The organism is Burkholderia sp. PAMC 28687 (assembly GCF_001577465.1).
Classification (GTDB): Bacteria; Pseudomonadota; Gammaproteobacteria; order Burkholderiales; family Burkholderiaceae; genus Caballeronia.
The window spans coordinates 2,701,254-2,726,121 of record NZ_CP014505.1 but is presented as its reverse complement, the minus strand read 5'-3'; the positions used below and the strand labels follow the sequence as shown (position 1 = coordinate 2,726,121).

30 protein-coding genes are annotated in these 24,868 nt (G+C 60.1%); 16 read left to right on the top strand and 14 right to left on the bottom strand.

The genetic code is table 11. The features are described from left to right. The first annotated feature begins 1 nt into the window (after window position 1). The 5 genes from nrdR to AX768_RS12585 all read left to right on the top strand — a co-directional run bounded on the left by nrdR (window position 2) and on the right by AX768_RS12585 (window position 1,880). Entirely contained in the window at window positions 2–484 is a 483-nt protein-coding gene (gene nrdR, locus AX768_RS12600; RefSeq protein ID WP_062000234.1) for a transcriptional regulator NrdR, read from the top strand. 158 nt (window positions 485–642) lie between these two features. After that, on the top strand, window positions 643–753 hold the full coding sequence (locus tag AX768_RS34265; RefSeq protein ID WP_306299683.1) for a prepilin-type N-terminal cleavage/methylation domain-containing protein: 111 nt from the start codon (window positions 643–645) through the stop codon (window positions 751–753). 31 nt (window positions 754–784) lie between these two features. Then, window positions 785–1,189, top strand: a complete 405-nt coding sequence (locus AX768_RS12595) for a GspH/FimT family protein (RefSeq protein WP_306299682.1) — start codon at window positions 785–787, stop codon at window positions 1,187–1,189. Then, window positions 1,186–1,443 carry a type IV pilus modification PilV family protein gene (locus AX768_RS12590; RefSeq protein ID WP_144021994.1) on the top strand — a complete coding sequence of 86 codons (258 nt, stop codon included), beginning with the start codon at window positions 1,186–1,188 and terminating at the stop codon, window positions 1,441–1,443. Before AX768_RS12595 ends, AX768_RS12590 begins: the two co-directional genes overlap by 4 nt. After that, window positions 1,440–1,880: a type IV pilin protein gene (locus AX768_RS12585; protein ID WP_231941272.1), complete on the top strand. Its 441-nt coding sequence runs from the start codon at window positions 1,440–1,442 to the stop codon at window positions 1,878–1,880. Before AX768_RS12590 ends, AX768_RS12585 begins: the two co-directional genes overlap by 4 nt. A gap of 29 nt (window positions 1,881–1,909) precedes the next feature. Here AX768_RS12585 and AX768_RS12580 read toward each other — a convergent pair whose 3' ends face one another. The 3 genes from AX768_RS12580 to AX768_RS12570 all read right to left on the bottom strand — a co-directional run bounded on the left by AX768_RS12580 (window position 1,910) and on the right by AX768_RS12570 (window position 3,417). Next, window positions 1,910–2,437, bottom strand: a complete 528-nt coding sequence (locus AX768_RS12580) for a DUF3318 domain-containing protein (RefSeq protein ID WP_062000232.1) — start codon at window positions 2,435–2,437, stop codon at window positions 1,910–1,912. A gap of 75 nt (window positions 2,438–2,512) precedes the next feature. Continuing rightward, the gene (locus AX768_RS12575) at window positions 2,513–2,893 is read right to left on the bottom strand and encodes a phage holin family protein (protein ID WP_062000231.1); all 381 of its coding nucleotides are present in this window, start codon (window positions 2,891–2,893) and stop codon (window positions 2,513–2,515) included. A 221-nt stretch (window positions 2,894–3,114) separates the two neighbouring features. After that, window positions 3,115–3,417 (bottom strand): DUF883 family protein, encoded by a 303-nt coding sequence (locus AX768_RS12570; protein WP_056355014.1) that lies wholly within the window; start codon window positions 3,415–3,417, stop codon window positions 3,115–3,117. Window positions 3,418–3,830: 413 nt separating this feature from the next. On the opposite strand from AX768_RS12570, the gene AX768_RS12565 reads away from it, so the two are divergent. Then, the gene (locus AX768_RS12565) at window positions 3,831–4,469 is read left to right on the top strand and encodes a peroxiredoxin (RefSeq protein WP_062000230.1); all 639 of its coding nucleotides are present in this window, start codon (window positions 3,831–3,833) and stop codon (window positions 4,467–4,469) included. A 97-nt stretch (window positions 4,470–4,566) separates the two neighbouring features. On the opposite strand, the gene AX768_RS12560 is transcribed toward AX768_RS12565, so the two are convergent. Further along, window positions 4,567–5,757 carry an acyl-CoA dehydrogenase gene (locus AX768_RS12560; RefSeq protein ID WP_062000229.1) on the bottom strand — a complete coding sequence of 397 codons (1,191 nt, stop codon included), beginning with the start codon at window positions 5,755–5,757 and terminating at the stop codon, window positions 4,567–4,569. A gap of 99 nt (window positions 5,758–5,856) precedes the next feature. On the opposite strand from AX768_RS12560, the gene AX768_RS12555 reads away from it, so the two are divergent. Both AX768_RS12555 and AX768_RS12550 read left to right on the top strand, forming a co-directional pair. Then, window positions 5,857–6,663 carry an IclR family transcriptional regulator gene (locus tag AX768_RS12555; RefSeq protein WP_062000228.1) on the top strand — a complete coding sequence of 269 codons (807 nt, stop codon included), beginning with the start codon at window positions 5,857–5,859 and terminating at the stop codon, window positions 6,661–6,663. A 94-nt stretch (window positions 6,664–6,757) separates the two neighbouring features. Next, the gene (locus AX768_RS12550; RefSeq protein WP_062000227.1) at window positions 6,758–7,246 is read left to right on the top strand and encodes an Lrp/AsnC family transcriptional regulator; all 489 of its coding nucleotides are present in this window, start codon (window positions 6,758–6,760) and stop codon (window positions 7,244–7,246) included. A gap of 15 nt (window positions 7,247–7,261) precedes the next feature. Here AX768_RS12550 and AX768_RS12545 read toward each other — a convergent pair whose 3' ends face one another. Continuing rightward, entirely contained in the window at window positions 7,262–7,771 is a 510-nt protein-coding gene (locus AX768_RS12545; RefSeq protein ID WP_062000226.1) for a flavin reductase family protein, read from the bottom strand. Between the two features lie 203 nt (window positions 7,772–7,974). Between AX768_RS12545 and msrA the strand changes: the two genes are divergently transcribed. After that, window positions 7,975–8,535 carry a peptide-methionine (S)-S-oxide reductase MsrA gene (msrA, locus tag AX768_RS12540; protein ID WP_062000974.1) on the top strand — a complete coding sequence of 187 codons (561 nt, stop codon included), beginning with the start codon at window positions 7,975–7,977 and terminating at the stop codon, window positions 8,533–8,535. Between the two features lie 53 nt (window positions 8,536–8,588). Here msrA and AX768_RS12535 read toward each other — a convergent pair whose 3' ends face one another. The 3 genes from AX768_RS12535 to pdxH form a co-directional block, all read right to left on the bottom strand. Beyond that, window positions 8,589–9,644, bottom strand: a complete 1,056-nt coding sequence (locus tag AX768_RS12535; RefSeq protein WP_231941385.1) for a DUF72 domain-containing protein — start codon at window positions 9,642–9,644, stop codon at window positions 8,589–8,591. A gap of 77 nt (window positions 9,645–9,721) precedes the next feature. Further along, window positions 9,722–10,936: an SAM-dependent methyltransferase gene (locus tag AX768_RS12530; protein ID WP_062000225.1), complete on the bottom strand. Its 1,215-nt coding sequence runs from the start codon at window positions 10,934–10,936 to the stop codon at window positions 9,722–9,724. 244 nt (window positions 10,937–11,180) lie between these two features. Further along, on the bottom strand, window positions 11,181–11,837 hold the full coding sequence (gene pdxH, locus AX768_RS12525) for a pyridoxamine 5'-phosphate oxidase (protein WP_062000224.1): 657 nt from the start codon (window positions 11,835–11,837) through the stop codon (window positions 11,181–11,183). A gap of 297 nt (window positions 11,838–12,134) precedes the next feature. Between pdxH and AX768_RS12515 the strand changes: the two genes are divergently transcribed. Beyond that, the gene (locus AX768_RS12515; RefSeq protein WP_062000222.1) at window positions 12,135–12,998 is read left to right on the top strand and encodes a tRNA threonylcarbamoyladenosine dehydratase; all 864 of its coding nucleotides are present in this window, start codon (window positions 12,135–12,137) and stop codon (window positions 12,996–12,998) included. 125 nt (window positions 12,999–13,123) lie between these two features. Here the strand turns inward: AX768_RS12515 and trxA are convergent, their stop codons facing one another. Further along, the gene (gene trxA / locus AX768_RS12510; RefSeq protein ID WP_062000221.1) at window positions 13,124–13,972 is read right to left on the bottom strand and encodes a thioredoxin; all 849 of its coding nucleotides are present in this window, start codon (window positions 13,970–13,972) and stop codon (window positions 13,124–13,126) included. A gap of 161 nt (window positions 13,973–14,133) precedes the next feature. Further along, window positions 14,134–15,033 (bottom strand): pirin family protein, encoded by a 900-nt coding sequence (locus AX768_RS12505; RefSeq protein WP_062000220.1) that lies wholly within the window; start codon window positions 15,031–15,033, stop codon window positions 14,134–14,136. Window positions 15,034–15,212: 179 nt separating this feature from the next. Between AX768_RS12505 and AX768_RS12500 the strand changes: the two genes are divergently transcribed. Both AX768_RS12500 and AX768_RS12495 read left to right on the top strand, forming a co-directional pair. Beyond that, window positions 15,213–15,476, top strand: a complete 264-nt coding sequence (locus AX768_RS12500) for a hypothetical protein (protein WP_062000219.1) — start codon at window positions 15,213–15,215, stop codon at window positions 15,474–15,476. A 199-nt stretch (window positions 15,477–15,675) separates the two neighbouring features. Further along, a complete protein-coding gene (locus AX768_RS12495; protein ID WP_062000972.1) occupies window positions 15,676–16,557 on the top strand; it encodes an EamA family transporter in 882 nt (293 codons plus the stop codon). A gap of 22 nt (window positions 16,558–16,579) precedes the next feature. On the opposite strand, the gene AX768_RS12490 is transcribed toward AX768_RS12495, so the two are convergent. Then, window positions 16,580–18,133, bottom strand: coding sequence for an N-acetylmuramoyl-L-alanine amidase (locus AX768_RS12490; protein ID WP_062000218.1), 1,554 nt, complete (start codon window positions 18,131–18,133; stop codon window positions 16,580–16,582). Next, complete coding sequence (gene tsaE / locus AX768_RS12485) at window positions 18,115–18,666, bottom strand: tRNA (adenosine(37)-N6)-threonylcarbamoyltransferase complex ATPase subunit type 1 TsaE (protein ID WP_062000217.1); 552 nt, start codon at window positions 18,664–18,666, stop codon at window positions 18,115–18,117. Before tsaE ends, AX768_RS12490 begins: the two co-directional genes overlap by 19 nt. A 17-nt stretch (window positions 18,667–18,683) precedes the next feature. On the opposite strand from tsaE, the gene queG reads away from it, so the two are divergent. After that, entirely contained in the window at window positions 18,684–19,928 is a 1,245-nt protein-coding gene (gene queG, locus AX768_RS12480) for a tRNA epoxyqueuosine(34) reductase QueG (RefSeq protein ID WP_062000216.1), read from the top strand. Window positions 19,929–19,951: 23 nt separating this feature from the next. Next, window positions 19,952–20,875, top strand: coding sequence for a site-specific tyrosine recombinase XerD (xerD, locus tag AX768_RS12475; RefSeq protein ID WP_086381036.1), 924 nt, complete (start codon window positions 19,952–19,954; stop codon window positions 20,873–20,875). 15 nt (window positions 20,876–20,890) lie between these two features. Here xerD and AX768_RS12470 read toward each other — a convergent pair whose 3' ends face one another. Together AX768_RS12470 and AX768_RS12465 are read right to left on the bottom strand one after the other, a co-directional pair. Beyond that, window positions 20,891–22,411 (bottom strand): class I adenylate-forming enzyme family protein, encoded by a 1,521-nt coding sequence (locus AX768_RS12470; protein WP_062000215.1) that lies wholly within the window; start codon window positions 22,409–22,411, stop codon window positions 20,891–20,893. A 1-nt stretch (window position 22,412) separates the two neighbouring features. Then, window positions 22,413–23,564 carry an acyl-CoA dehydrogenase family protein gene (locus tag AX768_RS12465; RefSeq protein WP_062000214.1) on the bottom strand — a complete coding sequence of 384 codons (1,152 nt, stop codon included), beginning with the start codon at window positions 23,562–23,564 and terminating at the stop codon, window positions 22,413–22,415. Window positions 23,565–23,690: 126 nt separating this feature from the next. Between AX768_RS12465 and AX768_RS12460 the strand changes: the two genes are divergently transcribed. Together AX768_RS12460 and plsY are read left to right on the top strand one after the other, a co-directional pair. Continuing rightward, complete coding sequence (locus AX768_RS12460; RefSeq protein ID WP_062000970.1) at window positions 23,691–24,182, top strand: aminoacyl-tRNA deacylase; 492 nt, start codon at window positions 23,691–23,693, stop codon at window positions 24,180–24,182. A 51-nt stretch (window positions 24,183–24,233) separates the two neighbouring features. After that, window positions 24,234–24,857: a glycerol-3-phosphate 1-O-acyltransferase PlsY gene (plsY, locus tag AX768_RS12455; protein ID WP_062000213.1), complete on the top strand. Its 624-nt coding sequence runs from the start codon at window positions 24,234–24,236 to the stop codon at window positions 24,855–24,857. Window positions 24,858–24,868 lie beyond the last annotated feature (11 nt).

Below are 24,868 nucleotides of genomic sequence, written 5' to 3'. Positions count from 1 at the left end.
CATGCGCTGCCCCTTCTGCCGTCACGAAGACACGCAAGTGGCCGATTCGCGTGTCTCGGAAGATGGGGCGGCGATTCGCCGGCGGCGGCGCTGCCCCGCCTGCGACAAGCGTTTCACTACATATGAACGCGTGGAACTCGCGTTGCCGTCCGTCGTTAAAAAAGACGGCAGCCGTACCGAGTTCGACCGCGCGAAAATCGTGGCGAGCATGCAACTGGCGCTGCGCAAGCGGCCGGTTGCGGCCGACGCTATCGATGCCGCCGTTGCGCGCATCGAATATCAATTGCTGGGCAGCGGTGAACGCGAAGTTCGCAGCGACCGCCTGGGCGAGCTTGTCATGAACGAGTTGCGCCAGTTGGACACCATTGCCTACGTGCGTTTTGCTTCGGTCTACAAGCGTTTTGAAGACGTGTCCGAATTTGAAGACGTGCTCGAAGAGTTCCGCCGCGCGGCTCCGCGCAAGACCACTCCCCGCAAACGCTGAGCGTTTCTGCATTTCTCCTCCTCGCTTAAAACCGGTAATCGTTTCGACAGTATGTCGAGGCTTTTGCACGTCCGATACTCGGCCAATCGGCTAATGGCGGCCGCGGAAAAATCTCTTTAGATTGATCGCTGGTCCGGTTCAATCGATAAGGGATACAGATGAGTTTCCGATGTTCACCTGGTTTCACGTTGACTGAACTCGCCGTCGTGCTTGCGGTGATTGCGGTCATCGCGACATTTTTCGGCGCCATCGTTTGTCATGTGGCATAAGCGCGATCAAGTCGATGCCCGAGCGCGCGCCATGTTGTCCACGCTCACCTTGGCGCGCTCTGAAGCAATCCGGCGCGGCGCACGCGTGACCTTGTGCCGGATCGACGCCGCGCGTGCGTGCCTCCTGTCCGGGAAGCCCTGCGACGGCGGACTGAATGATTGGGCATGCGGCTGGGCGTTGTTTTCCGAGCGCGACGGCGGGCGCGTGCTGATGCGCATGCAGCCGGCCTTGGCTGGCGTTGCCGTGGCTGGAGCCGGGAGGGAGCTTTCGTTCACGCCGCCTTCCGGGCAGATCATCGGCGGGTTTCGCAGTTTTGATTTCAGCGCGCGCGATGTCGCATTGGCGTCGCTCGGTGCACGTGGACGCCGATGCATCCGCATCGCCGCCGGCGGACGCGCACGTCTCACGCAAGGCGCATGCGGAGCAACCGCATGATGACCTTCGCGAGCAGGTTTGATCGAGGCGATTCGCTGATTGAAGTGTTGATTGCGCTCTCGCTGTGTGCAGTGACGGCGCTTGGAATCATCGGTGCGCAGATGTGGCTTGCTCGCACCGAGTGGTCAGTGATGATGCGTGAGACTGCGGTATCGATTGCGTGGTTTCAACAACAGGTCGAAATCACCGAAAACGGTGAGGTTGCGCACTGGCGGCGCATGGTCGCAAAACCTTTTCAGACGAGTTTCCCGTGAATACGACTGCACATACATCCAGCGGATTCAGCCTGCTCGAACTCATGATCACGCTCGGCGTGGCGGCGATCATCGCCGTGTTTGCGATGCCGGTTTATCAGCAGCAGGTGTTGAAGGGACATCGCCTGGATGCGGTTGCCGCGATTTATCGGGCTGCGCAATACATGGAGAGCGCGCGAACCCTGTCCGGTAGCGACACCGCGCTTAAACTGCCGGCGGGTTTCGACCAGACGCCCACCACAGGCGCACCGATCTACGTCTTGCGGATACTCGCTGAATCCGAGATGAACGGTGGCTATTCAATTGAAGCCGAACCGGTCTCAGTCACCAACGATGCTTATGGCATCTTCGCACTTGACGCCACTGGCGTGAAGTCGAATCGTGCTTTAGAAAAACTCACGCCGCCCAAAGTGGCGGCGTGCTGGAGCGGCAAATGACGCTGCTCAACCAAACACAAGCGAGAGCATCAGGCGTCCGGATGGACGACCGGATCGACCGGCGCGGTGGCGGCCGGAGTGGACTTCATCTGTTGCCATACCCGGTACGCCTCCCACCCGACGAGTCCCAGGCCACCCCATTTGAGCAGCGGCTTCGCGCTTGCAAGAAGCCGAGTACGCACGGGTTTCGCCAGTATCAGCGACGCGAGCGAGCCGACCACGGGATACTGCTTCAGCAACAGACTCAGATTGCCGGCATTGAACAGGCTGCCAAGGCCACTCAGTCTGCCGCCACCCGCGCCGCCGGTCATGCGGTTCATGAACCCGCCGACGCCGGAATTGCGCCCACGCTTGCCGCGCCCGGGCATGATCATGTTCAGCACGCTGAAATGCTTGACCTTGTGGCGCAGATCGGCGCTAGCCTGCGCCAGTTCCATGCGCTCGACGTCGGCCCGCGCGATCAGCAGTTCCTTGCGCAGCGCGCGCATGTGGGGCGTGCTCAGCTTGTGCGCGTTTGCTCGCTTTTGAGCTTTGAAGGTGTCGTCGGTTTGACTCATGGCGTGGCTGGCTCGTGGAAAGTCATCGATTAGTACGGTACCGGACATGCAGCGCGGCTACGTGCGCATTGCACATCAGTTAAACGTGTCGCGGTCCTTCTTGAATTCGGCAAGGGTGCTTTCGAATACGTTCGGCGCGTTGCTCAGTCCGGCGCGCGCGCGCATTGCGCATGCAATAGCGACCAGTACGTACACGGCGGTGATTGCCGCGAGCGATTGCCACCGGTAGGTGTCCCAGAACGCAATTGCAATGAGTACCGTCAGCGTGATGAGCGCCATCATGGTGAGCATCATCGCGGCGAGGCCGAGGAAAAGGACGCCGAGCAGCCGTTCCTTCTCTTCCGAGAGTTCAATGCCGATCAACTCCAGCCGAGTCTCGAAGATAGAAAACACGGAAGTGACAATGCGGCGCAACGGCCCTTGCGTATCGTGCTGATATTGCCTTTCTGTCGTCATGGCTTGAGCGCGAAGAGCGCGTTATTTTGGGCGCAAAAATATCCGGGCGGACTAATAAGCATCCAGCCGGTCTGTCGAGCGAGTCGCTGGCGCAAACCTGCGGCTGCTCCTGGCTCGTAAGGCAATCTTCGGGCCGGGTTCGCTCGCGTGAGCAGCTAAAAGCTAGCTACGCGGCGAGCCGGCATAACGGTGAACCCCCGATAAAACGGCAATTAAACCGATTAACGGCGATTGATCAGCAAGCCGATGACCACACCAATTCCCCCGGCGATCCCAATAGATGCCCACGGGCGTTCGTGCACGAAGTCGTCAGTTGCACGTGCGGCCTTCTTGCCTTTTTCGATCACCACAACCTGTGCATCCGCGGCCTTTTCCTTCGCTTGCTTCAAGCGGGTCAGAGCGGTCTCGCGCAGCTCGGATGCACGCTCGCCAGTTGCACTCGCGGCCTGCTTCAACAGGTCTTCGGCGTCTGCGAGAACGGTTTTGATATCCGACATGAATCGCTCCTTATTGATTTCTGACATTGATGGCTCCAAACGGGTGAGGCTACGCCAATCGTACCAAAGAAGCGGTGGGTGACCAGCGTCCATCCGGCCCCGAAACTTATGGCTTGCAGTTTTTGTTCCCGATGCATGCAAACGTCGACCATGAACGCCTTGGGGCAACCATTCCGGCCTGTCTCAGCAGAAGATCGAATCCTTCAGCAACGAAAAATTTGCGATGACCCTCCCGTCCAGGTTTCCGCAATGCCTCGAAAAATTACAAAACTGCATGACGATCTGACGGAATGTTCGTTCGTTGTGCAGGTCGAGTAACGTATGCTTTAATTTTTCGTTCGGATCGCCTCTTTTCATTTAACGAGCGGTCCGGCTAACGCAGGTTTGCAGACGTTGCCGCGAAGACAAGAATCGCGGTCTACCACTTCAGGAGATACACCATGAGCTTGCGTCTTGGCGATACCGCGCCCGACTTTGAACAGGACTCCAGCGTCGGCCGCATCAAGTTTCACGATTGGCTGGGCAATGGCTGGGGCGTGCTGTTTTCGCATCCGGCCGACTTCACGCCGGTTTGCACGACCGAACTTGGCCTGACAGCAAAGCTAGCCGGCGAGTTTGAAAAACGCAATGTGAAGGCGATCGCGTTGTCGGTGGATAACGTGGAATCGCACAAGGAGTGGATCAAGGACATTAACGAAACACAGGCGGCCAACGTCGGTTTCCCGATCCTCGCCGATGGCGACCGGAAAGTGTCCGAGCTGTACGACATGATTCACCCGAACGCAAATGCCACGCTGACGGTGCGGTCGTTGTTTGTCATCGATCCGCAGAAGAAGGTGCGTTTGACGATCACGTATCCTGCGAGCACGGGTCGCAATTTCGATGAAATCCTGCGCGTGATCGATTCACTGCAACTGACGGACAGCCATCAGGTGGCTACGCCCGGCAACTGGAAGCAGGGCGACGACGTGGTGATCGTGCCGTCGCTGAAGGACGAAGAGGAAATCAAGCGCAAGTTCCCGAAGGGATACAAGGCAGTGCGCCCGTATCTGCGCCTCACGCCGCAGCCGAACAAATAACGCGGTTGCCGGCTCTACAAGTCGGAACCAAGCCGAAAAAAAGCCAACGCCTTAAAACGCGTTGGCTTTTTTACATGGCATTCCTCAGTCGCCAGCGTCAGAAAAACGCCTGGATCCCGGTTTGCGCACGGCCCAGAATCAGCGCGTGGATATCGTGCGTGCCTTCGTACGTGTTCACCACTTCGAGATTCACCAGATGGCGCGCCACGCCGAACTCGTCCGAAATGCCATTGCCGCCGAGCATGTCACGCGCGAGACGTGCAATGTCCAGCGCCTTGCCGCATGAATTGCGCTTCATGATCGAAGTGATCTCGACCGCCGCCGTGCCTTCGTCTTTCATGCGGCCGAGGCGCAGCACGCCTTGAAGGCCCAGCGTGATTTCGGTCTGCATATCGGCGAGTTTTTTCTGGACGAGCTGGTTCGCGGCGAGCGGACGCCCGAACTGCTTGCGGTCCAGCGTGTATTGCCGCGCCATGTGCCAGCAGGCTTCGGCCGCGCCGAGCGCGCCCCAAGCGATCCCGTAACGCGCTGAGTTCAGGCAGGTGAACGGTCCCTTGAGGCCGCTCACGTTCGGCATCAGGTTTTCTTCCGGCACGAAGACTTCGTCCATCACGATTTCGCCGGTTATCGATGCCCTTAGACCGACCTTGCCGTGAATCGCGGGCGCGGTGAGTCCTTTCCATCCTTTCTCGAGGATGAAACCGCGAATCTGGTCGCGGCCGTCTTCTTCGAGCTTCGCCCAGACTACAAACACATCGGCGATAGGCGAATTCGATATCCACATCTTCTGGCCCGACAGCGAAAACCCGCCATCGACCTTTTTGGCCCGTGTGGTCATGCTGGCCGGATCGGAGCCCGCGTTCGGCTCGGTCAGGCCGAAGCAGCCGATCCATTCCCCGGTCGCCAGCTTCGGCAGGTACTTTTGCTTTTGCGCGTCGGTGCCGAATTCGTTGATCGGCACCATGACCAGCGATGACTGCACGGACATCATCGACCGGTAACCCGAATCCACGCGTTCCACTTCGCGTGCGATCAGGCCGTAGCTGACGTAGTTCAGCCCTGGGCCGCCATATTGTTCGGGGATGGTCGGGCCGAGCAGGCCGAGTTCGCCCATTTCACGAAAGATCTCGACGTCCGTGCGTTCATTGCGGAACGCATCAAGCACGCGCGGCTGCAGCTTGTCCTGCGCGTAGGCGTGCGCGGCATCGCGGATCATGCGTTCTTCGTCGCTTAGTTGCTGGTCGAGCAGCAACGGATCTTCCCAGCTGAAACGGGCGGCATCGGCCATGGTGTTCTCCTGTTCCTATGATTCCAAGTTTTTGGACTTGACTGATGTTCCGCTAAGCGGAACAATGTTTTGCAAATCAATGACCGAGTCTAGCATCCGATGCCTACGAGTTCCATCGGGATAACCGATCCACCGGGTTCATTGGATGGAATCGATGAACGCCGTTTTGTCGTGGCGCTTGCTCGCGGCCTGGAATTGCTCCGAGCGTTCCGTCCGGGTGAAACCTTGCTGGGAAATCGCGATTTCGTCGAACGGACGGGGCTTCCCAAGGCTACCGTCAATCGTCTTGCCTACACACTGACAACGCTCGGCTACCTGCGCTTCGATGAACCCGCCGGCAAGTACGCGCTCGATACAGGCGTGCTGTCGCTCGGCTTTGCATTACTCGCCGGCGCGGACGCGCTCGAACTGGCGCGGCCGCACATGCGCGTGCTGGCGCGGGAGATTGGGGCGGCGGTATCGCTCGGTTGCCGCGATGGACTCGATATGATCTATCTGGAAACGATCCGCAGCGAGACTGCGCTCACGCTCGGTCTCGCGCCCGGATCGCGCCTTTCGATGCTCACCAGTTCCATGGGCCGCGCTTATCTCGCCGTGCAGGAACCGGACCTGCAAGCCGCATTGCTGGACGAACTTGAAGCAATGGCGCAGAAAAACGGCGAAGACGGCGCGCGATTAGTGAAAGCCGCCCGGGATGCGATCTCCGACTACGCTCGCGATGGCTGTTGCTATTCGTTTCGTGACTGGCACGCTGATGTAAATGCGATCGCCGCACCCGTACGCGATCTCCGCAACGGTCGCTGGCTGGTGCTGAGCAGCAGCGGTCCCGCATCGTCGATGGATGAAATTTATTTTCGAGATGTCATCGGCCCAAAGCTCCGCGCACTGGCGGCGCGGCTGGTTTAAGGTCCGGATCCTCGAAACGTGATTTAGAAAAAACCTCCCAAAGGGGCCACTCTTAGAACATAATTCGATGAAACAGCCGCAGGGAGACTAAAAAATGACAGGGTTCTCGCTCGACGCAACGGATTGCCGTATTTTGTCGGTATTGCAGGAAGATGGGCGGATCAGCAACCTCGATTTGGCCGAACGGATTTCGCTATCGCCATCGGCGTGCTTGCGCCGCATGCGGTTGCTCGAGGAAGAAGGGGTGATCGCGAGCTATCGCGCATGTCTGGACCGGGAACGGCTTGGCGTGGAACTGGAGGCGTTTGTGCACGTGTCCATGCGCAATGACCAGGAAAACTGGCACGAGAAATTTGCGGCTGCGGTGCGCGAATGGCCGGAAGTGGTCGGCGCGTTCGTGGTGACGGGCGACACGCATTACGTGCTTCGCGTCCTCGCACATAACCTGAAACATTACTCAGACTTTATTCTGAGCAAGCTCTACAAGGCGCCGGGCGTGATCGACATTCGCTCGAATATCGTGCTTCAGACCATGAAGGACGAAGCCGGCGTACCGGTCGCGCTGATCGATCGCACGAACTGAGCTTCGCAACGCGTTTTACAACGACTCGATCGTATGGAATTGCCCCGCCTGGAATACCAGAGGGGCTAGTTCGGCTGCGTTTTCGTGCACGCCGCATCGTTCGACCTGGCCCACGAAGATCACGTGGTCGCCTTCCTGATAGCGGCTGCGGTTGTGGCATTCGAACCAGGCGAGGGCGCCATCGAGCACGGGCATACCTGTGTCCCCGGCCGCGTGCGATACCCCTGCAAAACGGTCGCCCTTGACCGTCGCAAAGCGCTTGCACAGATCGACTTGCGTCGCGGCGAGCACGTTGACCACGTAGTGACTGTTGGCCTGGAACACGGGCATGGATGCCGACTTCGTCGCGAGGCTCCACAGCACGAGCGGCGGATCGAGCGAGACGGAATTGAACGAGCTGGCCGTGATGCCGATCAACTGGCCGGACGCGGCGCGCGTCGTGATGACGGTGACGCCGGTCGCGAACTGACTCAGTGCGTCTCGAAAAGCGGTTGCATCGAAATTCGGCGGATTAGCGCGTTTCATTGAGAATGGTTCGGTTTCGATGTCATCGGAGGATTGCAGTTGTTGCGATTCTATCGGAATCGACTACGCCGCTAATAATGAAGCTGCCGCGTCATAAGCCTCGACGGCAGCATGGATACACGAAAACCAGTAAGCTGGCAGGGTTGATTCAGAGGGGTTCCGCACGCATCTGGGTGACTGCGGAACACGAACCAGGAGCCAGCATGACGCAACATGACGAGCAGGCGAAACGCGAAACCGCCACCATCGGCGGCGGGTGTTTTTGGTGTACGGAAGCGGTGTTTTTGGGCGTGGAAGGGGTGGTGTCGGTGGAGTCGGGGTATGCCGGCGGGCAGGTGAAGGACCCATCGTACGAACAAGTGTGCGACGGCACGACCGGACATGCCGAAGTCATCAAGGTCGACTTCGATCCTGCTGTTATCGGATACAAGGAAGTGCTGGAGATTTTCTTCGCCACACACGATCCGACCCAGCTTAACCGTCAGGGTAATGACGTTGGCACGCAGTACCGGTCGAGCATTTTCACGCACTCCGAAGAACAACGGAAAATCGCGCTGGGTGTGATCGATGAACTGCAGAAGGGCGGCATCTTCGACGGTAAGATCGTGACCGAAGTGACGCCGCTGAACGGCAACTATTATCCTGCCGAGGACTATCATCAGAACTACTTCGAACAGCATCCGAACCAGGGATATTGCGCGTTCGTGGTGGCGCCAAAGGTAGCGAAGTTCAGGCAGAAATTTGCCAGCAGGCTCAAGCGTTGATGACTGCCGGCGCATAGCAAGACCAGGCGGCCTTCGGGAAACTGAAGCCCGCTTTATTTTTGCCCAAGCCAGATCGGGAGCGCGGCAACGAGGTTGCGCGCGATCTTGACGCAGGTCAGTGGCGCCGATCCCTCGGCCTTGTTGTTCACTGCTATCACCACAGGTTGACCCGCGAGCGCGTATCGAACGGCGAGTTCGGCGAGTGCTTCGTGCGTGTCGGGGTCTTCATCGACGAGTTTGTCGAACGGCTCGTACTTCGCTTTCGCCTGTTCGTACTTGAAGCCGCCATGCAGGCTCCAGCGCACGATCAGCGGACCCAATCCACCTTCATCGAGCAGCGCGAGCGCCTTTGCCTGACGCCTCGGATCAGGCATGCGTGCATGGATACCGACGCAATAGCGCACGTTGGCACCGCGCAGGACGCGGATGAAACGCGGCGTCAACATCATGGCGTCGCGCAGCTCGACGGCATAACAACTTTCGCCGGGCAGCGCCGGCAAATCCTGCAAGAACGCGGACAATCGATCGAGGAAAAGGCTGGGATCGACGATCATCGCGTCCGGAAGCGGCGGAATCTGGAATACGAGCGCGCCCGCCTTCTCGCCCAGACCGGCAATGCAAGGCTCCACGAACTCACTGATCGCGATGCCCGAGTCGAGGAATGCGGGATTGTCGCCTGCGGGTATGCCCTTGTCGCCGCGGACGGTGGCGTCCGTCACCGAGGCGGGCGCCTTGACGATAAACCGGAAATGCGCCGGGACCTGGCCGGCGTAGCGGGCGTAATCGGCGACCGACAAGGGCCCGTAAAACGAGCGGTCTATCGATACACACCGCAGCAGCGGATGCGCGCCGAGCGCGTTGAGGCCATCGCGGGAAAGCTTGGCCGACGAATACTCGTCGCCATACACGATGTCGCGCCAGCCGGGAAACGACCACGTCGATGTCCCGATATGAACCTTCGCCGGAAGTTGTTCGGCGAGCGCGTGGAGTTCTGGCGTGACGAGGGCAGGCAGAACGCCGCCGCGTGATTTCGCTCGAGGGGAAGGCGCCTTGGCGGGCTTTGATTTCGGAGGTTGCGCAGTTTCCGGCTCGACAACCTCACCGAACAGATCGACATCGACAAAACCCGCGTCCGGTTCATCACCGGACGCGGGTTCATGGGGAGCGGCAGAATCGGGCGTTGAACTCAGAGCGATTTTTCGTAAATGTACCGGCGCGACCACGGCAGCGTTTTCGCGCTGCGCCCGGCCTTCCGGCAGACGATCTGGTAGATCGAGACGTCGTCATTTTCGAACGCATACGCGCATCCTGCAAGGTACACGCGCCAGATGCGGAATTTTTCATCGTCCACGAGCGACTTGGCCTTGTCGGCGTGCGCTTCGAAATTCTCCGCCCAGATGTCGAGCGTGCGCGCGTAGTGACGGCGCAGGCTTTCCACGTCCACCGCTTCCAGGCCGCCCTCCTGCAGCGCTTCGAGCGCCAGCCCGATATGCGGCAGCTCGCCGTCCGGAAATACATATCGGTCGATGAACTCGCCGCCGCCCAGCGCCGTTTCGCCGCTGTCGTAATCGGTCGACGTAATGCCGTGGTTCATCGCGATGCCGTCGTCGACCAGCAGGTCACGCACCTTGGCAAAGTAGCCGGGCAGGTTCTTGCGGCCGACGTGCTCGAACATCCCGACGCTCGTGATCCGGTCGAACTGGCCTTGCACGTCGCGGTAATCCTGCAGACGGATCTCGATCTTGTCTTCGAGTCCTGCGTCTTTCACGCGCTTGGTCGCGAGATCGAACTGGTTCTGCGAGAGCGTGACGCCCACGCATTGCGCGCCGAATTTTTCTGCCGCGCGCAAGACGAGCGCGCCCCAGCCGCAGCCAATGTCGAGCAGGCGCTGGCCCGGCTGCAACTGGATCTTGGTCAGGATGTGATCGATCTTTTTGATCTGCGCAGTGGCGAGGTCTTCGTCGCCGTTCTCGAAATACGCGCACGAGTAGACCATGTTCTTGTCGAGCCAGAGCGCGTAGAACTCGTTCGATACATCGTAGTGGTACTGAATGGCTTTCTTGTCCGACGCCTTCGTATGATTGAAGTAACGCCGCACGCGCGCAAGCTTGCCCGCGCTGGTGACCGTGTTCTTGGCCAGCCCGTACCCGATGTTGATGATGTCCGACAGCTTGCCCTCTATGTCGATCTTGCCTTTCACATACGCTTCACCGAGATTGTCCAGACTCGGTTCGAGCAGGTAAGGCAGGGCAGTCGCGCTCTTCACGTGCAACGTGACTTGCGGCGCCGCGAAACTTCCGAAGTCATGTTGCTGTCCATCCCACAGGACAAGGCGTGCGGGCAAGTTGGCCCGGTCCCGGATGTCCTGCACCCACTGCGTCAGCTTTTTCTCCCAAAACATGCTTGTTCTCCGCGCTCAGATGAAATTGAAGCCAAACCGGGTCGCTTGCACTGCACATTGGTACGTCACGTCGTGATGTTTTTCTGCTTTCGCCATATCCTTTCGGACACGCCGCAACGAGACGCGATTCAACGCGGGTCGCTCATGTCGGTTCACCTTGAACCGGGCGAAGGTCTGATACGGTCAAGCGAAGCAAAAATTCGGTGAAGGTGCTTTAAGACACGCTTAAAGACGCCTTCGGGCGCTAAGGCGATAGTCGGACGATGCGCCATTGCTGGCCGTTATCCGCTTGCTCGCGTGCATCACGTTTATAGACGACACGGTCGTGCAACCGTGAAGGGCGGCCCTGCCAGAATTCGATAGTGTCGGGAACGAGCCGGTAGCCGCCCCAATGGGGAGGGCGCGGCGGGTTGTCACCGTATTTTGCGATCAGTTCGCGCTCGCGGGCTTCGAGCACCGCGCGGCTTTCGATCACTTCACTTTGCTCCGACGCCCACGCGCCTATTCGCGATCCAAGCGGGCGCGACGCGAAGTATGCGTCGCTTTCTTCCGGACTTGTCTTGACGACGGAGCCCTCGACGCGCACCTGGCGCTCGAGTTCGATCCAGTAAAACAGCAGGCTCGCGGCAGCGTTGCCGGCGAGCTCATGGCCTTTGCGGCTGAGGTAATTGGTGAAGAACACGAACCCGCGATCGTCGACGCCCTTGATGAGCACGATACGCGCCGATGGCCGGCCGTGTTCGTCGACGGTGGCAAGCGTCATGGTGTTGGGTTCGGGGAGTTGTGCGTCCTGCGCTTGCGCAAACCAGCTTTCGAATTGCCGAATGGGATTCGGATCCACGTCGGATGTGTCCAGCGATCCGACGGAATAATTCTTTCGAAGGTCAGCGAGGGTAGTCATTTTTTATGCAAGCACTTCAATCGCATTAGTATAGCCAAGGTCTGCAAATCGTGCGCTTTACGGTTATTGCTTCCACGACCTTTATTGAGTCAGGTCATGAAGCCGTGCAACAGGATTGACGTGACTTGAGCGTTTATTTTCATTCTGCTTTCGGAAAACTGGAGGCTGGTATCCGACGTCCAGTCTTCGATAAGGCAGAATACGCAATTCGGCGCATTTCTGCTCATATGCGCTTCTATCGTTGTGATAGTGCGCCAGTTCCGCCTCCTTGCTTGTGTCCCTGCCCGTAAAACGTTTATGACCGCCATTTCCGCTTCTGTCGATGCTTCGAATACTAACCCCGCTACGCCGGAGTTTGAAGCGCCCGATCGAGCCCGGCGTTTTGGTGGGGTGGCGCGCTTGTACGGCCCGGCGGGGCTCGCCGCGTTCGAAAGTGCGCATGTCGCCGTGATCGGCATTGGCGGCGTGGGTTCGTGGGCGGTCGAAGCGCTGGCGCGTAATGCGATCGGACGGCTGACGCTGATCGACCTGGACAACGTCGCCGAGAGCAATACCAACCGGCAGGTGCCCGCGCTCGATGGCAACTACGGCAAGGCCAAGGTCACGGCCATGGCCGAGCGTATCCGGCTCATCAATCCGGATTGCCGTGTGAACGAGGTTGAAGACTTCGTGGAGCCTGCGAACTTCGATTCGGTGCTGGGCGGCGGTTTTGACTTCGTGATCGATGCAATCGACAGCGTGCGTACGAAAACGGCGCTAATTGCATGGTGCGTCGAGCACGATCAGGCGCTGATCACGGTTGGCGGCGCGGGCGGGCAGCTCGATCCGACGCGGATTCGTATCGATGATCTTGCGCTTACGATCCAGGACCCGCTGCTCTCGAAGGTGCGCGGCCAGTTGCGCAAGTCGCACGGGTTTCCGCGCGGACCGAAGTCGCGATTCAAGGTGAGCGCCGTCTACTCGGAGGAACCGCTGATCTACCCGGAAGCGCTGGCCAGCGATATCGGCGGGGAAGCCGAGCACGTCGAAACCGCGCCAGGATATGCCGGACCGGTGGGTTTGAATTGCGCCGGGTTTGGATCGAGCGTGTGTGTCACTGCCAGTTTTGGGTTCGCCGCGGTTTCTTTTGTCTTGAGGGAACTTGCGAAGAAGGCGCTTTAGAAACGAATGGCCGCTTTACCATTACGGTTGAAGCGGCCATTAAAAGCATTAAGCAAATTTCTGCAGAAGACTTCTGCTCGATTTGATTTAATCCAATTGAAAGAATTAAATTACGCGCATTAAAGTCAGTTCATTGAGCTGCTGAGTTTGCGACGCCAGGCCGAGACCACCTCAGGCTGATGCGCTGCCAGACCGAACACCGACAGCATGGTCTTGCGGCCAACGTCGTCCATGAAAGCGCGGTCGCGCGTGAAGATCGCGAACAAATGCTCCAGCGCGCCGTTGTAGTCGCGGCCCGCAATCAGGCGGTTTGCCAAAGCGAACCGAGCTTCAAGATCATCGGGATTCGCGTTCACCGCGTCGATCAACGCATCGGCGGGCGGAAGGCTCGCGGCGGCTTCGGCAGCGTCGAGCTCGGTTTTCAGCGCGTTGTACCGGGCATCGATTCCTTGCGTGGTTTTCGGCGACAACAGCTTGTCTTCTTCGCGTGCTTCGTCCGTGCGGCCTGCAGCCAGCAGCCATTCGATCAGGTCCAGGCGGGCGTCGTCGTGACTGGGATCGAGCACGAGCGCCGCCTTGATATGGTCGATTGCCAGATCCGTGTCGCCCGCCTCCAGCGCCGCGTGCGCCGCCCTCAGTTCGGCTTCGGCGTCATCCGGCATCAGCTTTTCAATGAACGCGCGCAACTGGCCTTCCGGCAGCACGCCGATGAACTGATCGACCGCCTGGCCATCCGCGAACGCGATCACGTGCGGAATACTGCGAACCTGGAAGTGCGCCGCGAGTTCCTGGTTTTCATCCACGTTGACCTTGACCAGCTTCCACGTTCCCGCCGCTTCGGCTTCCAGCCGCTCGAGCATGGGTCCGAGCGTCTTGCACGGACCGCACCACGGCGCCCAGAAGTCCACGAGGACCGGCGCTAGCGTGGACGCGGTGATGACATCCTGTTCGAACGTGGCGAGTGTTGTATCCATGGTGTTCCTCATAAGGCGTCTTACAGAAAAGGGCGTGAAGCGATTTCGACAATTCTACGTCGAAGCTTGTGCGGCTTTCCGTGGATACAAGGGGCGCAGCGGGGCCGAGCGGCGTGAAACAGTCGAGCGTGCATTCGGGTGAGGTCGAGTTCGCTGCGGCTTCACGCTTCTGGAGCATTGTTCTCGTGGCGCGGTGCTGGCAACGGAATGAACTCCGTCTCGCCAGGCACATGCCCCATGCGCTGCTCGCTCCACGCGTGCTTCGCGGCTGCGATCTTCTCCTTCGAACTCGACACGAAATTCCATTCGATGAAGCGCGTGCCGTCAAGTGGCGCGCCACCCAGCAACATGGCGATGGCGCCATTCGTACTGCGCAGGTCGGCGGAAAACCCGTTCTTCAGCACGGCCATCTGGCCCGCCGGCACTTCGTCGCCGTCGATGGTGAGGTCGCCTTCCAGTAAATACACACCGCGCTCTTCGTGCTCTGTATCGAGCGTCACGGCGCTGTCCGGGGTGAATTCGGCTGCGACGTACAACGTCGGCGAGAAGGTGGTGGTCGGCGCCGTTTCGCCGAAAGCGCTGCCCGCGATCACCCGCAAGCGCACGCCGTTGCGTTCGACTAGCGGAAGGGTCGCGGCCGGATGATGCTCGAACGAGGGCGCCACCTCTTCGGCATCGACCGGGAGGCCGATCCACGTCTGGATGCCGTGCATGGTCTGGCCTGCGGCGCGTTCTTCGTCCGGCGTGCGTTCCGAATGCACGATACCCCGTCCCGCCGTCATCCAGTTCACGTCCCCGGGCGAGATCTTCTGCAAGGAACCGAGGCTGTCGCGATGCATGATCGCGCCCTCGAACAGATACGTCACCGTCGCAAGCCCGATGTGCGGATGCGGCCGGACGTCGAGCCCCACGCCGGGCACGAGCGTTGCGGGACCAATATGGTCGAAGAAGATGAACGGCCCGACCGTGCGGACAGCTAGCGCGGGCAACACGCGCCGCACTGTAAGGTTGCCGACGTCGTGCTGGTGTGGCTTGAGAAACGCTTCGATTGTGGAAGACATGTGAACGCTCGGTTGCGTGCTCGGAACTGCAATTCTACTGGGCGCCGGGTTCAAGCATGCATGCGTCATCCGGCGATAGGCCGTAAGGCCTATGGTTCGTGGTTACGCAGATAGTTACCGCAATCCCTGAAAACCGCAGCACTTGAACGTCCCTTTTGCATAAGACAGGAGTTTTGATAATGACCAAAAATACGCTTTTGATCGCCCTTACGGCTGGACTTCTTGCTACCGGCAGCGCTTTCGCGCAGACATCGAGCGACAACTCGACGGCCAGTGACTCCACCGCCGCACCGATGTCGGGCGCCTCTGCGCCGATGAAAAAACATCGTATGCAACGCCACGGGACCAACAAGTCGTCGAATGGCTTGTCGGCTAACAAGAGCAAAACGCCGGCGGTCGAAACGGGCGCCAGCGCCGCAGTGGAAAACGGCCAGGGTAAGTAAATCCCCGGGAACTTGAGAAGCGCTTGTGCCGGTCCTGGTACAAGCGCTTTTTCTTTGTCCAAAATTGTCAGCGTGGCCTTGTCCGAATGGGCCATGCCGTGAGTTTGTACAACGCAGTTGCAAAAACGTCCGCTAAAGTATCGATTCACGTGCGATCCAGACGATCGGCGAAGATCGAATACAACTAACGGAGATGGCTGTGTCGCCAAGGGATTTGTTGTCCGCGCTGATCGTGATTCTTGCCTGGGGCGTGAATTTCGTCGTGATCAAGGTCGGTTTGCACGGCGTGCCGCCAATGCTGCTCGGGGCGTTGCGATTCTCGTTAGTGGCGGTGCCGGCGGTGTTTTTCGTCAAGCGCCCGGCCGTTCCCTTTCTATGGGTATTCGCATACGGCGCGACCATCTCGCTTGGTCAGTTCGTGCTGCTCTTCTACGCAATGTCCGTGGGCATGCCTGCGGGTCTCGCCTCGCTCGTCTTGCAGGCGCAGGCGTTTTTCACGCTGATCTTCGCGGCCATGATCCTGGGCGAGCAGGTTCGCGGGCCGAACATATTGGGCTTGCTGATTGCTGCGTGCGGGCTCGCCGTGATCGGCATGCAGGCGGGTCACGCCATGACCGTCGCGGGCTTTCTGCTGACGGTGGCGGCATCGGCAATGTGGGGAATCGGAAACGTGATTACCAAGCGCATGGGCAAGGTCAACTTGCTGTCGCTTGTCGTGTGGGCGAGCCTCGTGCCGCCGCTGCCGTTCCTGGCCTTGTCATTGGTGATGGAAGGGCCGGCGCGCATCGAGGCAAGCCTCGCGGCCATTTCCACGACGTCGGTTCTTGCAATCGTGTATCTGGCGTTTATCGCGACGATGCTCGGCTACACGCTGTGGGGAAAGCTGCTGGGGCGTTATCCGGCGAGTCAGGTGGCGCCGTTCTCGCTGCTCGTGCCCATTGTGGGACTGGCATCGGCCGCATTGCTGCTCGACGAAGGACTGAGCTCCATGCAGTTTGTCGGCGCAGTCCTGGTTATGGCCGGACTGGTCGTGAATGTGTTCGGTGGATGGTTGAGGCAACGGTTGATGCCGGCGCGCTGAGACGCCGGCATGGTGCATTGCTTCAGGTCATCCGGCTCTTCGCCAAGGGCGGGTTCGCCGCGAAATATCGCTTGATGCCTTTCATGATCGCGTTGGCCATCTTGTCGCGATACGCGTCGTCGTTCAGGCGCTGCTCTTCTTCCGGGTTACTGATGAACGCGGTTTCCACAAGAATGGACGGAATATCCGGCGCCTTCAGTACGGCAAAGCCGGCTTGCTCCACCGAGCCCTTGTGCAGCTTGTTGATATCGCCGATCTCGTTGAGCACGAAATTGCCGTAGCGCATGGAATCGCGAATCTGGGCGGTCGTGGACATATCGAAGAGCGCGCGGTTGACGCTTGCATCCTGTGTTGTCACGTTGATGCCGCCAATGGAATCCGACGAGTTCTCCTTGTTCGCCATCCATCGTGCAGCCGCGCTCGATGCGCCATGATCGGATAACGCAAACACGGACGACCCACGCGCGGAAGGCGTGGTGAACGCATCGGCGTGAATCGATACAAACAGGTCCGCGCCTACGCGGCGCGCCTTTTGCACACGCACGTTGAGCGGCACGAAGAAGTCGTTGTCGCGCGTCATCATGGCGCGCATGTTCGGCTGGGCGTCGATCTTGGCGCGCAGCTTCTTGGCAATATCGAGCGCGATATGTTTTTCGTACGTGCCGCCGCCGCCGATCGCGCCCGGATCCTCGCCGCCATGACCCGGGTCGATCGCAACCGTAAGCAGGCGCGTCGTGCCGCCTTTGCTGCTTTTCGGATTGGCGAAGCCGTAGTCGTCGCTGGTAGTGCTGTCGGACGAGTCATCTTTGGCGATGGCCGTCGGCGGCGCGGGTTTGATCGTCGGGCGCGGCCTGGCGAGAGGGATGGCCGGCGCTGAGGGCGCGACCGGCGCGGGCGATGGCGCACGCGGCAGGTCATTGGCCTGCGCGTACTTCTGGAAAAACTCGTCGGTGTTGTCCGGCGCGTTCGACTTGGGCGCCGTTGCCGGACCGCTCAGCGTAGCAGGCGGCTGAGTTGGATTCGGGTTGCTCTGGTCGATGGCCTGCTGCTTGTGCTCGGACTGCGCGAGCAGATCCATCAGCGGATCGGGCGCAACTGCGGGATACAAATCGAAGACCAGCCGATACTTATAGCTGCCAATAGGCGTCAGCGTGAACACCTGCGGTTTCACCGCGCCCTTCAGGTCGAACACCATGCGCACGACATGCGGCTGATATTGCCCGATACGCACCGACTGGATCTGCGGATCGTTCGGCGTGATCTTCGAGACCAGGTCTTTCAGTTCCTGATCGAGATCCAGTCCGTTCAGGTCGACCACGAGCCGGTCCGGCCCCTGCAGCAGTTGCTGATTGTTTTGCAGCGGTTGATCCGACTCGATCGTCACGCGGGTGTAATCGCGAGCGGGCCATACGCGCACGCCAAGCACCGAACTCGCGTATGCGAGCTTCGGCCCGAGCAACGCAAGCGCAATGGTCGATGCCCCTGCGCGCAGCATCTGGCGCCGGCGCCAGTTGTGCGACGCGGTGGCGGTCGATTCGATCGAATGAAACGGCTTGATCAACAACTTTCGAGACATGACTTTCCTGTTTCGCTAAACGCGCGCGCGGTCAGCACGCGGCCTTCGCCTTCCTGTTCCAGCTTGAATTCGAGATCCGGCACACCCAGCAATCCGCCGGCGCGTTGCGGCCATTCGATCAGGCAGATCGCGCCCGAGTCGAAATACTCGCGAAAGCCGGCATCGATCCATTCGGCTGGATCGGTGAAGCGATAAAGATCGAAGTGGTAAAGCGCCAGCGCGCCCGTTTGCGTTGTTTGCGTGGCAAGCGAGTACGGCTCGACGAGCGTGTAAGTGGGACTGCGCACGCGGCCCGCGTGACCGAGCGCGCGCAATGTTGCGCGCACCAGCGTGGTTTTTCCGGCACCCAGGTCGCCGATCAACTGGACCTGCAAACCGGGAAAACGTTCGCCGCTCGTGCTGCACCGCGCGAGAATCGCCCGTGCGAATTGTCCGCCGAACGCAAGCGTTGCGTCCTCGCCGGGCAGGTCGAAGCGGCGTTCGAGGAGCGCGGCGGGCAGATTTGCAATCGATCGAGTGAGGCTGTCGGGCATTCTCGTAAAATGTCGTGATGAACCGTTTGCCGGAACACCCTGTGGAACACGAGCGCACGTCTGACGACGCCGCCGAAAACCTGCGCCACTTCAGAATTGATGACAAAGCTGCGCTGGCTGAACTCGCGCTGCGCATCAAGGCTTGGGGGCGCGAGTTGGGGTTCGGTGCGGTCGGCGTCAGCGACGCCGACTTGACGGATGCCGAAGAAGGCCTCGCATCGTGGCTCGAAGCAGGCTATCACGGCGAGATGGATTATATGGCCAAACATGCGATGAAACGCACAAGGCCGGCCGAGCTTGTGGCCGGTACGCGACGTGTTATTACAGTTCGGATGGCCTATCTGCCGGCATCGACACTCGATGGCAAGGCGCGCGAAAGTACCTCGACAGCCGGCGCGGAGCCGCTCGACTGGCGCGCTGCCGAGTGGGCGCGTATCGATGATCCGGCCGCGGCCGTCGTGTCCGTTTATGCCCGGGGCCGCGATTATCACAAGGTCATGCGCAGCCGTTTGCAGCATCTGGCGGATCGCATCGAAGCGGAAATCGGGCCGTTCGGGTACCGCGTGTTCACGGATTCCGCACCGGTTCTGGAGGTTGAGCTGGCGCAGAAAGCCGGGAACGGCTGGCGCGGCAAACACACGCTGCTGCTGCAACGTGACGCAGGGTCGCTGTTTTTTATCGGTGAGATTCTGGTCGATATTCCGCTTCCTGCCGATGCCGAGACCCATCCCGAACACGCGCCCGAGCACGAAGGTTCGCATTGCGGAAGCTGTACGAAGTGTATCGATGTATGTCCGACGCAGGCGATCATCGCGCCGTACAGGCTCGATGCGCGGCGCTGCATTTCGTATCTCACCATCGAATTGAAGGGCAGTATTCCGGAGGAGATGCGGCCGCTGATCGGCAATCGGGTCTATGGTTGCGACGATTGCCAGCTCGTGTGTCCGTGGAACAAATTCGCGCAAGCCGCGCCCGTCGCGGATTTCGATGTCCGGCATGGGCTCGATCGCGCGTCGCTCGTGACGCTGTTCGGCTGGAGCGCAGCCGAATTCGATGAGCGCATGCAAGGCAGCGCGATTCGCCGTATTGGCCATGAACGATGGCTGCGCAATATTGCCGTGGGCATGGGCAACGCGTTACGCTCCACGTCGCTCGATGCGGATTCGCGCTCGGAAATACGCAACGCGTTGCATGCCCGCGCCGGCGATGCATCGGAGCTCGTGCGCGAACACGTGCAATGGGCGCTACGGCAGGCAGCATGACGCAACGCTTAAAGGAAGCATCAATGGACGTGACCGAGGTGGAACGAGCGCAGGAAATGGTGTCGAGCAGCGCGTCCATCGACCTCTTTTGCGATGCGCTCTGGCTCGAACATGGGCTCGCCAAGAACTCGCTGGAAGCTTACCGGCGCGACCTGAGGTTGTTTGCCGAGTGGTTATCGAAGACGCGCGGCGGTGATATCGATACCGCCACCGAAATCGACATGAACGGCTACCTTGCCGCGCGACGTGCAGACAAGGCGACATCGGCGAATCGCCGCCTGTCCGTATTCCGCCGATACTACGCGTGGGCGCTGCGTGAACATCGCGCGCTGGCCGATCCCACCCTGAAGCTGCGCTCCGCCAAACAGGCGCCGCGTTTTCCGAAAACGCTGAACGAGGCGCAAGTCGAAGCCCTGCTGAATGCGCCCGACGTGGAAACCGCGCTCGGCTTGCGCGATCGCACGATGCTCGAACTCATGTACGCAAGCGGATTGCGCGTGACCGAACTCGTGACCTTGAAGACCGTTGAAGTCGGCTTGAACGAAGGTGTAGTGCGCGTGATGGGCAAGGGTTCAAAAGAGCGCCTGATCCCGTTCGGCGCGGTGGCGCATGACTGGATCGAGCGGTATTTGCGGGAATCGCGTCCGGCGCTGCTCGGCGCCCGCGCCGCCGATGCGCTTTTCGTGACCACGCGCGGCGAAGGCATGACGCGTCAGCAATTCTGGAACATCATCAAGCGCCACGCACTGACCGGCGACGTCCGCGCGCCGCTTTCGCCGCATACCTTGCGGCACGCGTTCGCCACGCATTTGCTGAATCACGGCGCGGACTTGCGCGTGGTGCAGTTGCTGCTCGGGCATACGGATATCTCGACCACGCAGATCTACACGCACGTCGCGCGTGAACGCTTGAGGACGCTACACAAGGAGCATCATCCGCGGGGTTGATGTTTCACTTAAGAGCTAAAGCTCATCCCTGAGCTTGTGCTTCAACACCTTTCCCGTCGATGCCGCCGGCAACGCCGCGAGCACGCGGATCTCCGCCGGACGCTTATAAGGCGCAAGCCGCGCGGCGCACCACTCAACAATGTCATCGGGCAGCGCATGCACCGACGGCAGCAATTCAACGAACGCGACCACTTCCTCGTTGCCTTCGACCGTTCGCCCGATCACCGCCGACTGCAGCACGCCAGGATGCGCATTCAGCACGTTCTCGACTTCCGCCGGATACACGTTGAAGCCCGAGCGGATGATCAGCTCCTTGCTCCTCCCCGCAATGACCAGCGCGCCATCCGCCTCCAGCCGCGCGAGATCGCCAGTTCGAAGCCAGCCGTCTTCGGTGACCGTCACGCGCGTCTGGGCATCGTTGCGGTAATAGCCGAGCATCACGTTCGGTCCTCGCACCCACAATTCGCCAACTTCGCCCGACGGCACATCGACGCCGTCCATCCCGACAAAACGCAGTTCGATGCCCGGTATCGGATGTCCGGCCGCGCAGTCTCCGCGCGGCGCATCGAGCATGGTCTGCGCAATGGTCGGGCTGCTTTCCGTCATGCCGTAGCCGTTGTGCAGCGGTACTTTGTAAAGCGCTTCGACGCGCGCTTTCAACGCGGGATCGAGTGGAGAGCCGCCCGAATAGGCAAAGCGCAACGCGGGTGCGCGCCAGGGTTGATTGCTTGTCTGCACGTGCTCGACCAGCTTCGCGTGCATGGCCGGCACGCCCTGAAAGATCGAGATGTTTTCTTCGGCCAGCGCGTGGCGGACGGCATCGGGCGCGAAGCGCGGCGCAAGCCTCAACGTGGCACCTGCGTACAAGCTGCCAAGGCATACCGAGGCCAGCCCGTACACGTGCGTAATCGGCAAGACGGCATAAACCACGTCCTCGTGCGTCACGCGCCGCAACGTGCTGGAAATCGCCGCGATGAACAACACATTGCGATGCGAAAGCATCACGCCTTTCGGCGCACCCGTCGTGCCCGTGGTGTAGATCAACGCGGCGCATTGACGGGCCGGATCGGTGTGAACGGGTTCAGGCGTGACTGACGCGTCCACTACGAAGTGCCATGCATCAGCGCCCGGTGCCGCGTTCAATCGTTCTGCATGATTCGCCGCGTCCTTCGATGCCTCCACAGTGAACGCCACCACGCGCGGTTTTGCGTGATCGCGAATGGCATCGACTTCACTTGCCGAAAGTCGCGCGTTGGTCAGCACACACCATGCGTCGAGTTTCGCCGCCGCGAACATCAGTACGACCTGCGCGATACAGTTTTCACTCACGATCATCACGCGATCGCCGCCTTTCACACCAAGTTCGGCGAGCTGACGAGCGGTTTTATCAACTGCTTGCAGCAACTCCGCCGCGTTCAGACGCCGACCGTCCTCGATCAGCAAGACGTGTTGCGGGTCCCGCGTGGCGAGACGTTCGGGGATGTCCGAAATGCGCCTGGGCAGCGCGCGAAGCAATGCATCGACATCGATATCCATCTCAAATCTCCGTGCCGCGCATCAAACCGCGCGCGATGATGACCTGCTGAATCTGCGACGTGCCTTCGTAAAGCCGGAACAATCGCACATCGCGATAAAACCGCTCGATCCCGTACTCCGAGATGTATCCCGCGCCGCCGTGAATCTGCACCGCGCGATCCGCTACGCGCCCGCACATTTCGGTCGCAAAGTATTTCGCGCACGACGCCTCCACCGATACGTCGCGGCCTTCGTCACGGCGGCGCGCGGCGTCGAGCACCATGCATTCGGCCGCGTAGATCTCGGTCTTGCTGTCGGCGAGCATGCCCTGGACGAGCTGGAATTCGACAATCGGCTGGCCGAACTGCTTGCGCTCGGTTGCGTAGGCGAGGGCGTCGCGCAGCATCCGTTTCGCCGCACCAATCGCCACGGCGGCGATGTGCAAACGTCCCTTGTCGAGCACTTTCATGGCCGTCTTGAAGCCGACGCCTTCAACGCCGCCAATCAACTGTCCTGCCGGAATGCGGCAATTTTCGAAGATCACGTCGCATGTATGTGCGCCGCGCTGGCCCATCTTTTTATCGGGCCTTCCAAGCGACAAGCCCGGCGATTCGCGCTCCACGATAAACGCCGAAATGCCGCTCGCGCCTTTCGCGTCGCTCGTGCGCGCCATGACGGTATAAATGCCGGCCTCCGGCGCATTCGTGATGTAGCGCTTCGTGCCGTTCAGCACGTAATGATCGCCGTCCTTTTTTGCAGTGGTTTTCAGCGATGCCGCGTCCGATCCCGAATCCGGCTCCGTCAGGCAAAACGAGCCGATCAAGTCGCCCGCGGCAAGCTTCGGCAGATAGTGACGCTTCTGCTCCTCGCTGCCGTCGAGCAGGATGCCGATGGAACCAATCCCGTTGTTGGTCCCGATCACCGACCTGAATGCCGGGGATGTCTGGCCGAGTTCGAAAGCGACGCGCACTTCTTCCTCCATGGTGAGGCCGAGGCCGCCGTACGCTTCGGGAATCGTCAAGCCGAACAGGCCGATCTCGCGCATGGCGGCTAGGACATCGGCGGGAATCTGGTCGGTTTCATCGACCTCGGCTTCGCGCGGCACGAGCGTCTCGCGCACAAAACGGCGGATAGCGTCCTCGAGCAGCGTCTGGGTTTCTGAATCGCGAATCACGTTTTGAATCTCCGGGTGATGCAGGTCTGATCGATATTTCCGAACGATCGTGCCACACTGAATCGGCTCGCACAATTGGCCGTTCGGCCGATGGTGGCCCCGCTTTCGCGCCGCTACAATGCCGACATGTCCAAGGTAAAACACATTTCGGAAACGCCGGCGACGCAGTTTTTGCGCCGGCACAAAGTCGAGTTCGGCGAGCATCCTTATGAATATGTCGAGCATGGCGGCACGGAGGAATCGGCCCGTCAGCTCGGTGTAGACGAGCATTCGGTCGTCAAGACGCTCGTGATGGAAGACGAGCACGCGAAGCCGTTGATCGTGCTCATGCATGGCGACAAAACCGTCTCGACCAAGAACCTCGCGCGGCAGATCGGAGCCAAGCGCGTCGAGCCGTGCAAGCCTGAAGTGGCGAACCGGCATTCGGGTTTCCTGATTGGCGGCACGTCGCCATTTGGTACCCGAAAGGCGATGCCCGTGTACGTTGAGTCCAGCATTTTCGATCTCGGCACAATTTATCTGAACGGCGGGCGGCGCGGGTATCTGGTGAGTATCAGGCCGCAGATCCTGACCGGGTTGTTGAAGGCCACGCCCGTGAATTGCGCGAGCGTCGATTAGAATGCGCGTCTTGAAATCCCGCTTTCCGTTTCCGAAGACAAGAAGAAATCAATGAACAATGTGATTGTCGCTGTGGTGGCTTATCTGATCGGCTCGATCTCGTTTGCGGTCGTCGTGAGTTCGGCCATGGGTCTTGCCGATCCGCGTTCGTACGGATCAGGCAATCCCGGCGCGACGAACGTCCTGCGCACGGGCAACAAGCTGGCCGCGGTTTTGACACTGCTCGGCGATGCCTTCAAAGGCTGGCTCGCGGTATGGCTCGTGGTGCATTTCGGCGCACGCTTCGGACTGGACTCAACGGCGATCGCGCTTGCGGCCATCGCCGTATTTCTCGGTCACCTGTACCCAATATTCTTCAAGTTCCAGGGCGGCAAGGGCGTTGCAACGGCGGCAGGCGTGTTGCTCGCAATTCATCCGGTGCTCGGGCTGGCTACGTTGCTGACGTGGGTGATCATTGCGGTGTTCTTCCGGTATTCGTCACTGGCCGCGCTGGTATCGGCGGTATTCGCACCGTTCTTCGATGTGTTCCTGTTTGGTCCGAGCCGGATATCGCTCGCCGTCGCCGCCATGAGCGCGCTTTTGATCTGGCGGCATCGCGCGAATATCAAGAAGTTGCTCGACGGAAAGGAAAGCCGCATCGGGCAGAAGAAGGCGGCGGTTCAAACGCCTCAATAGAGGCCGCGCTA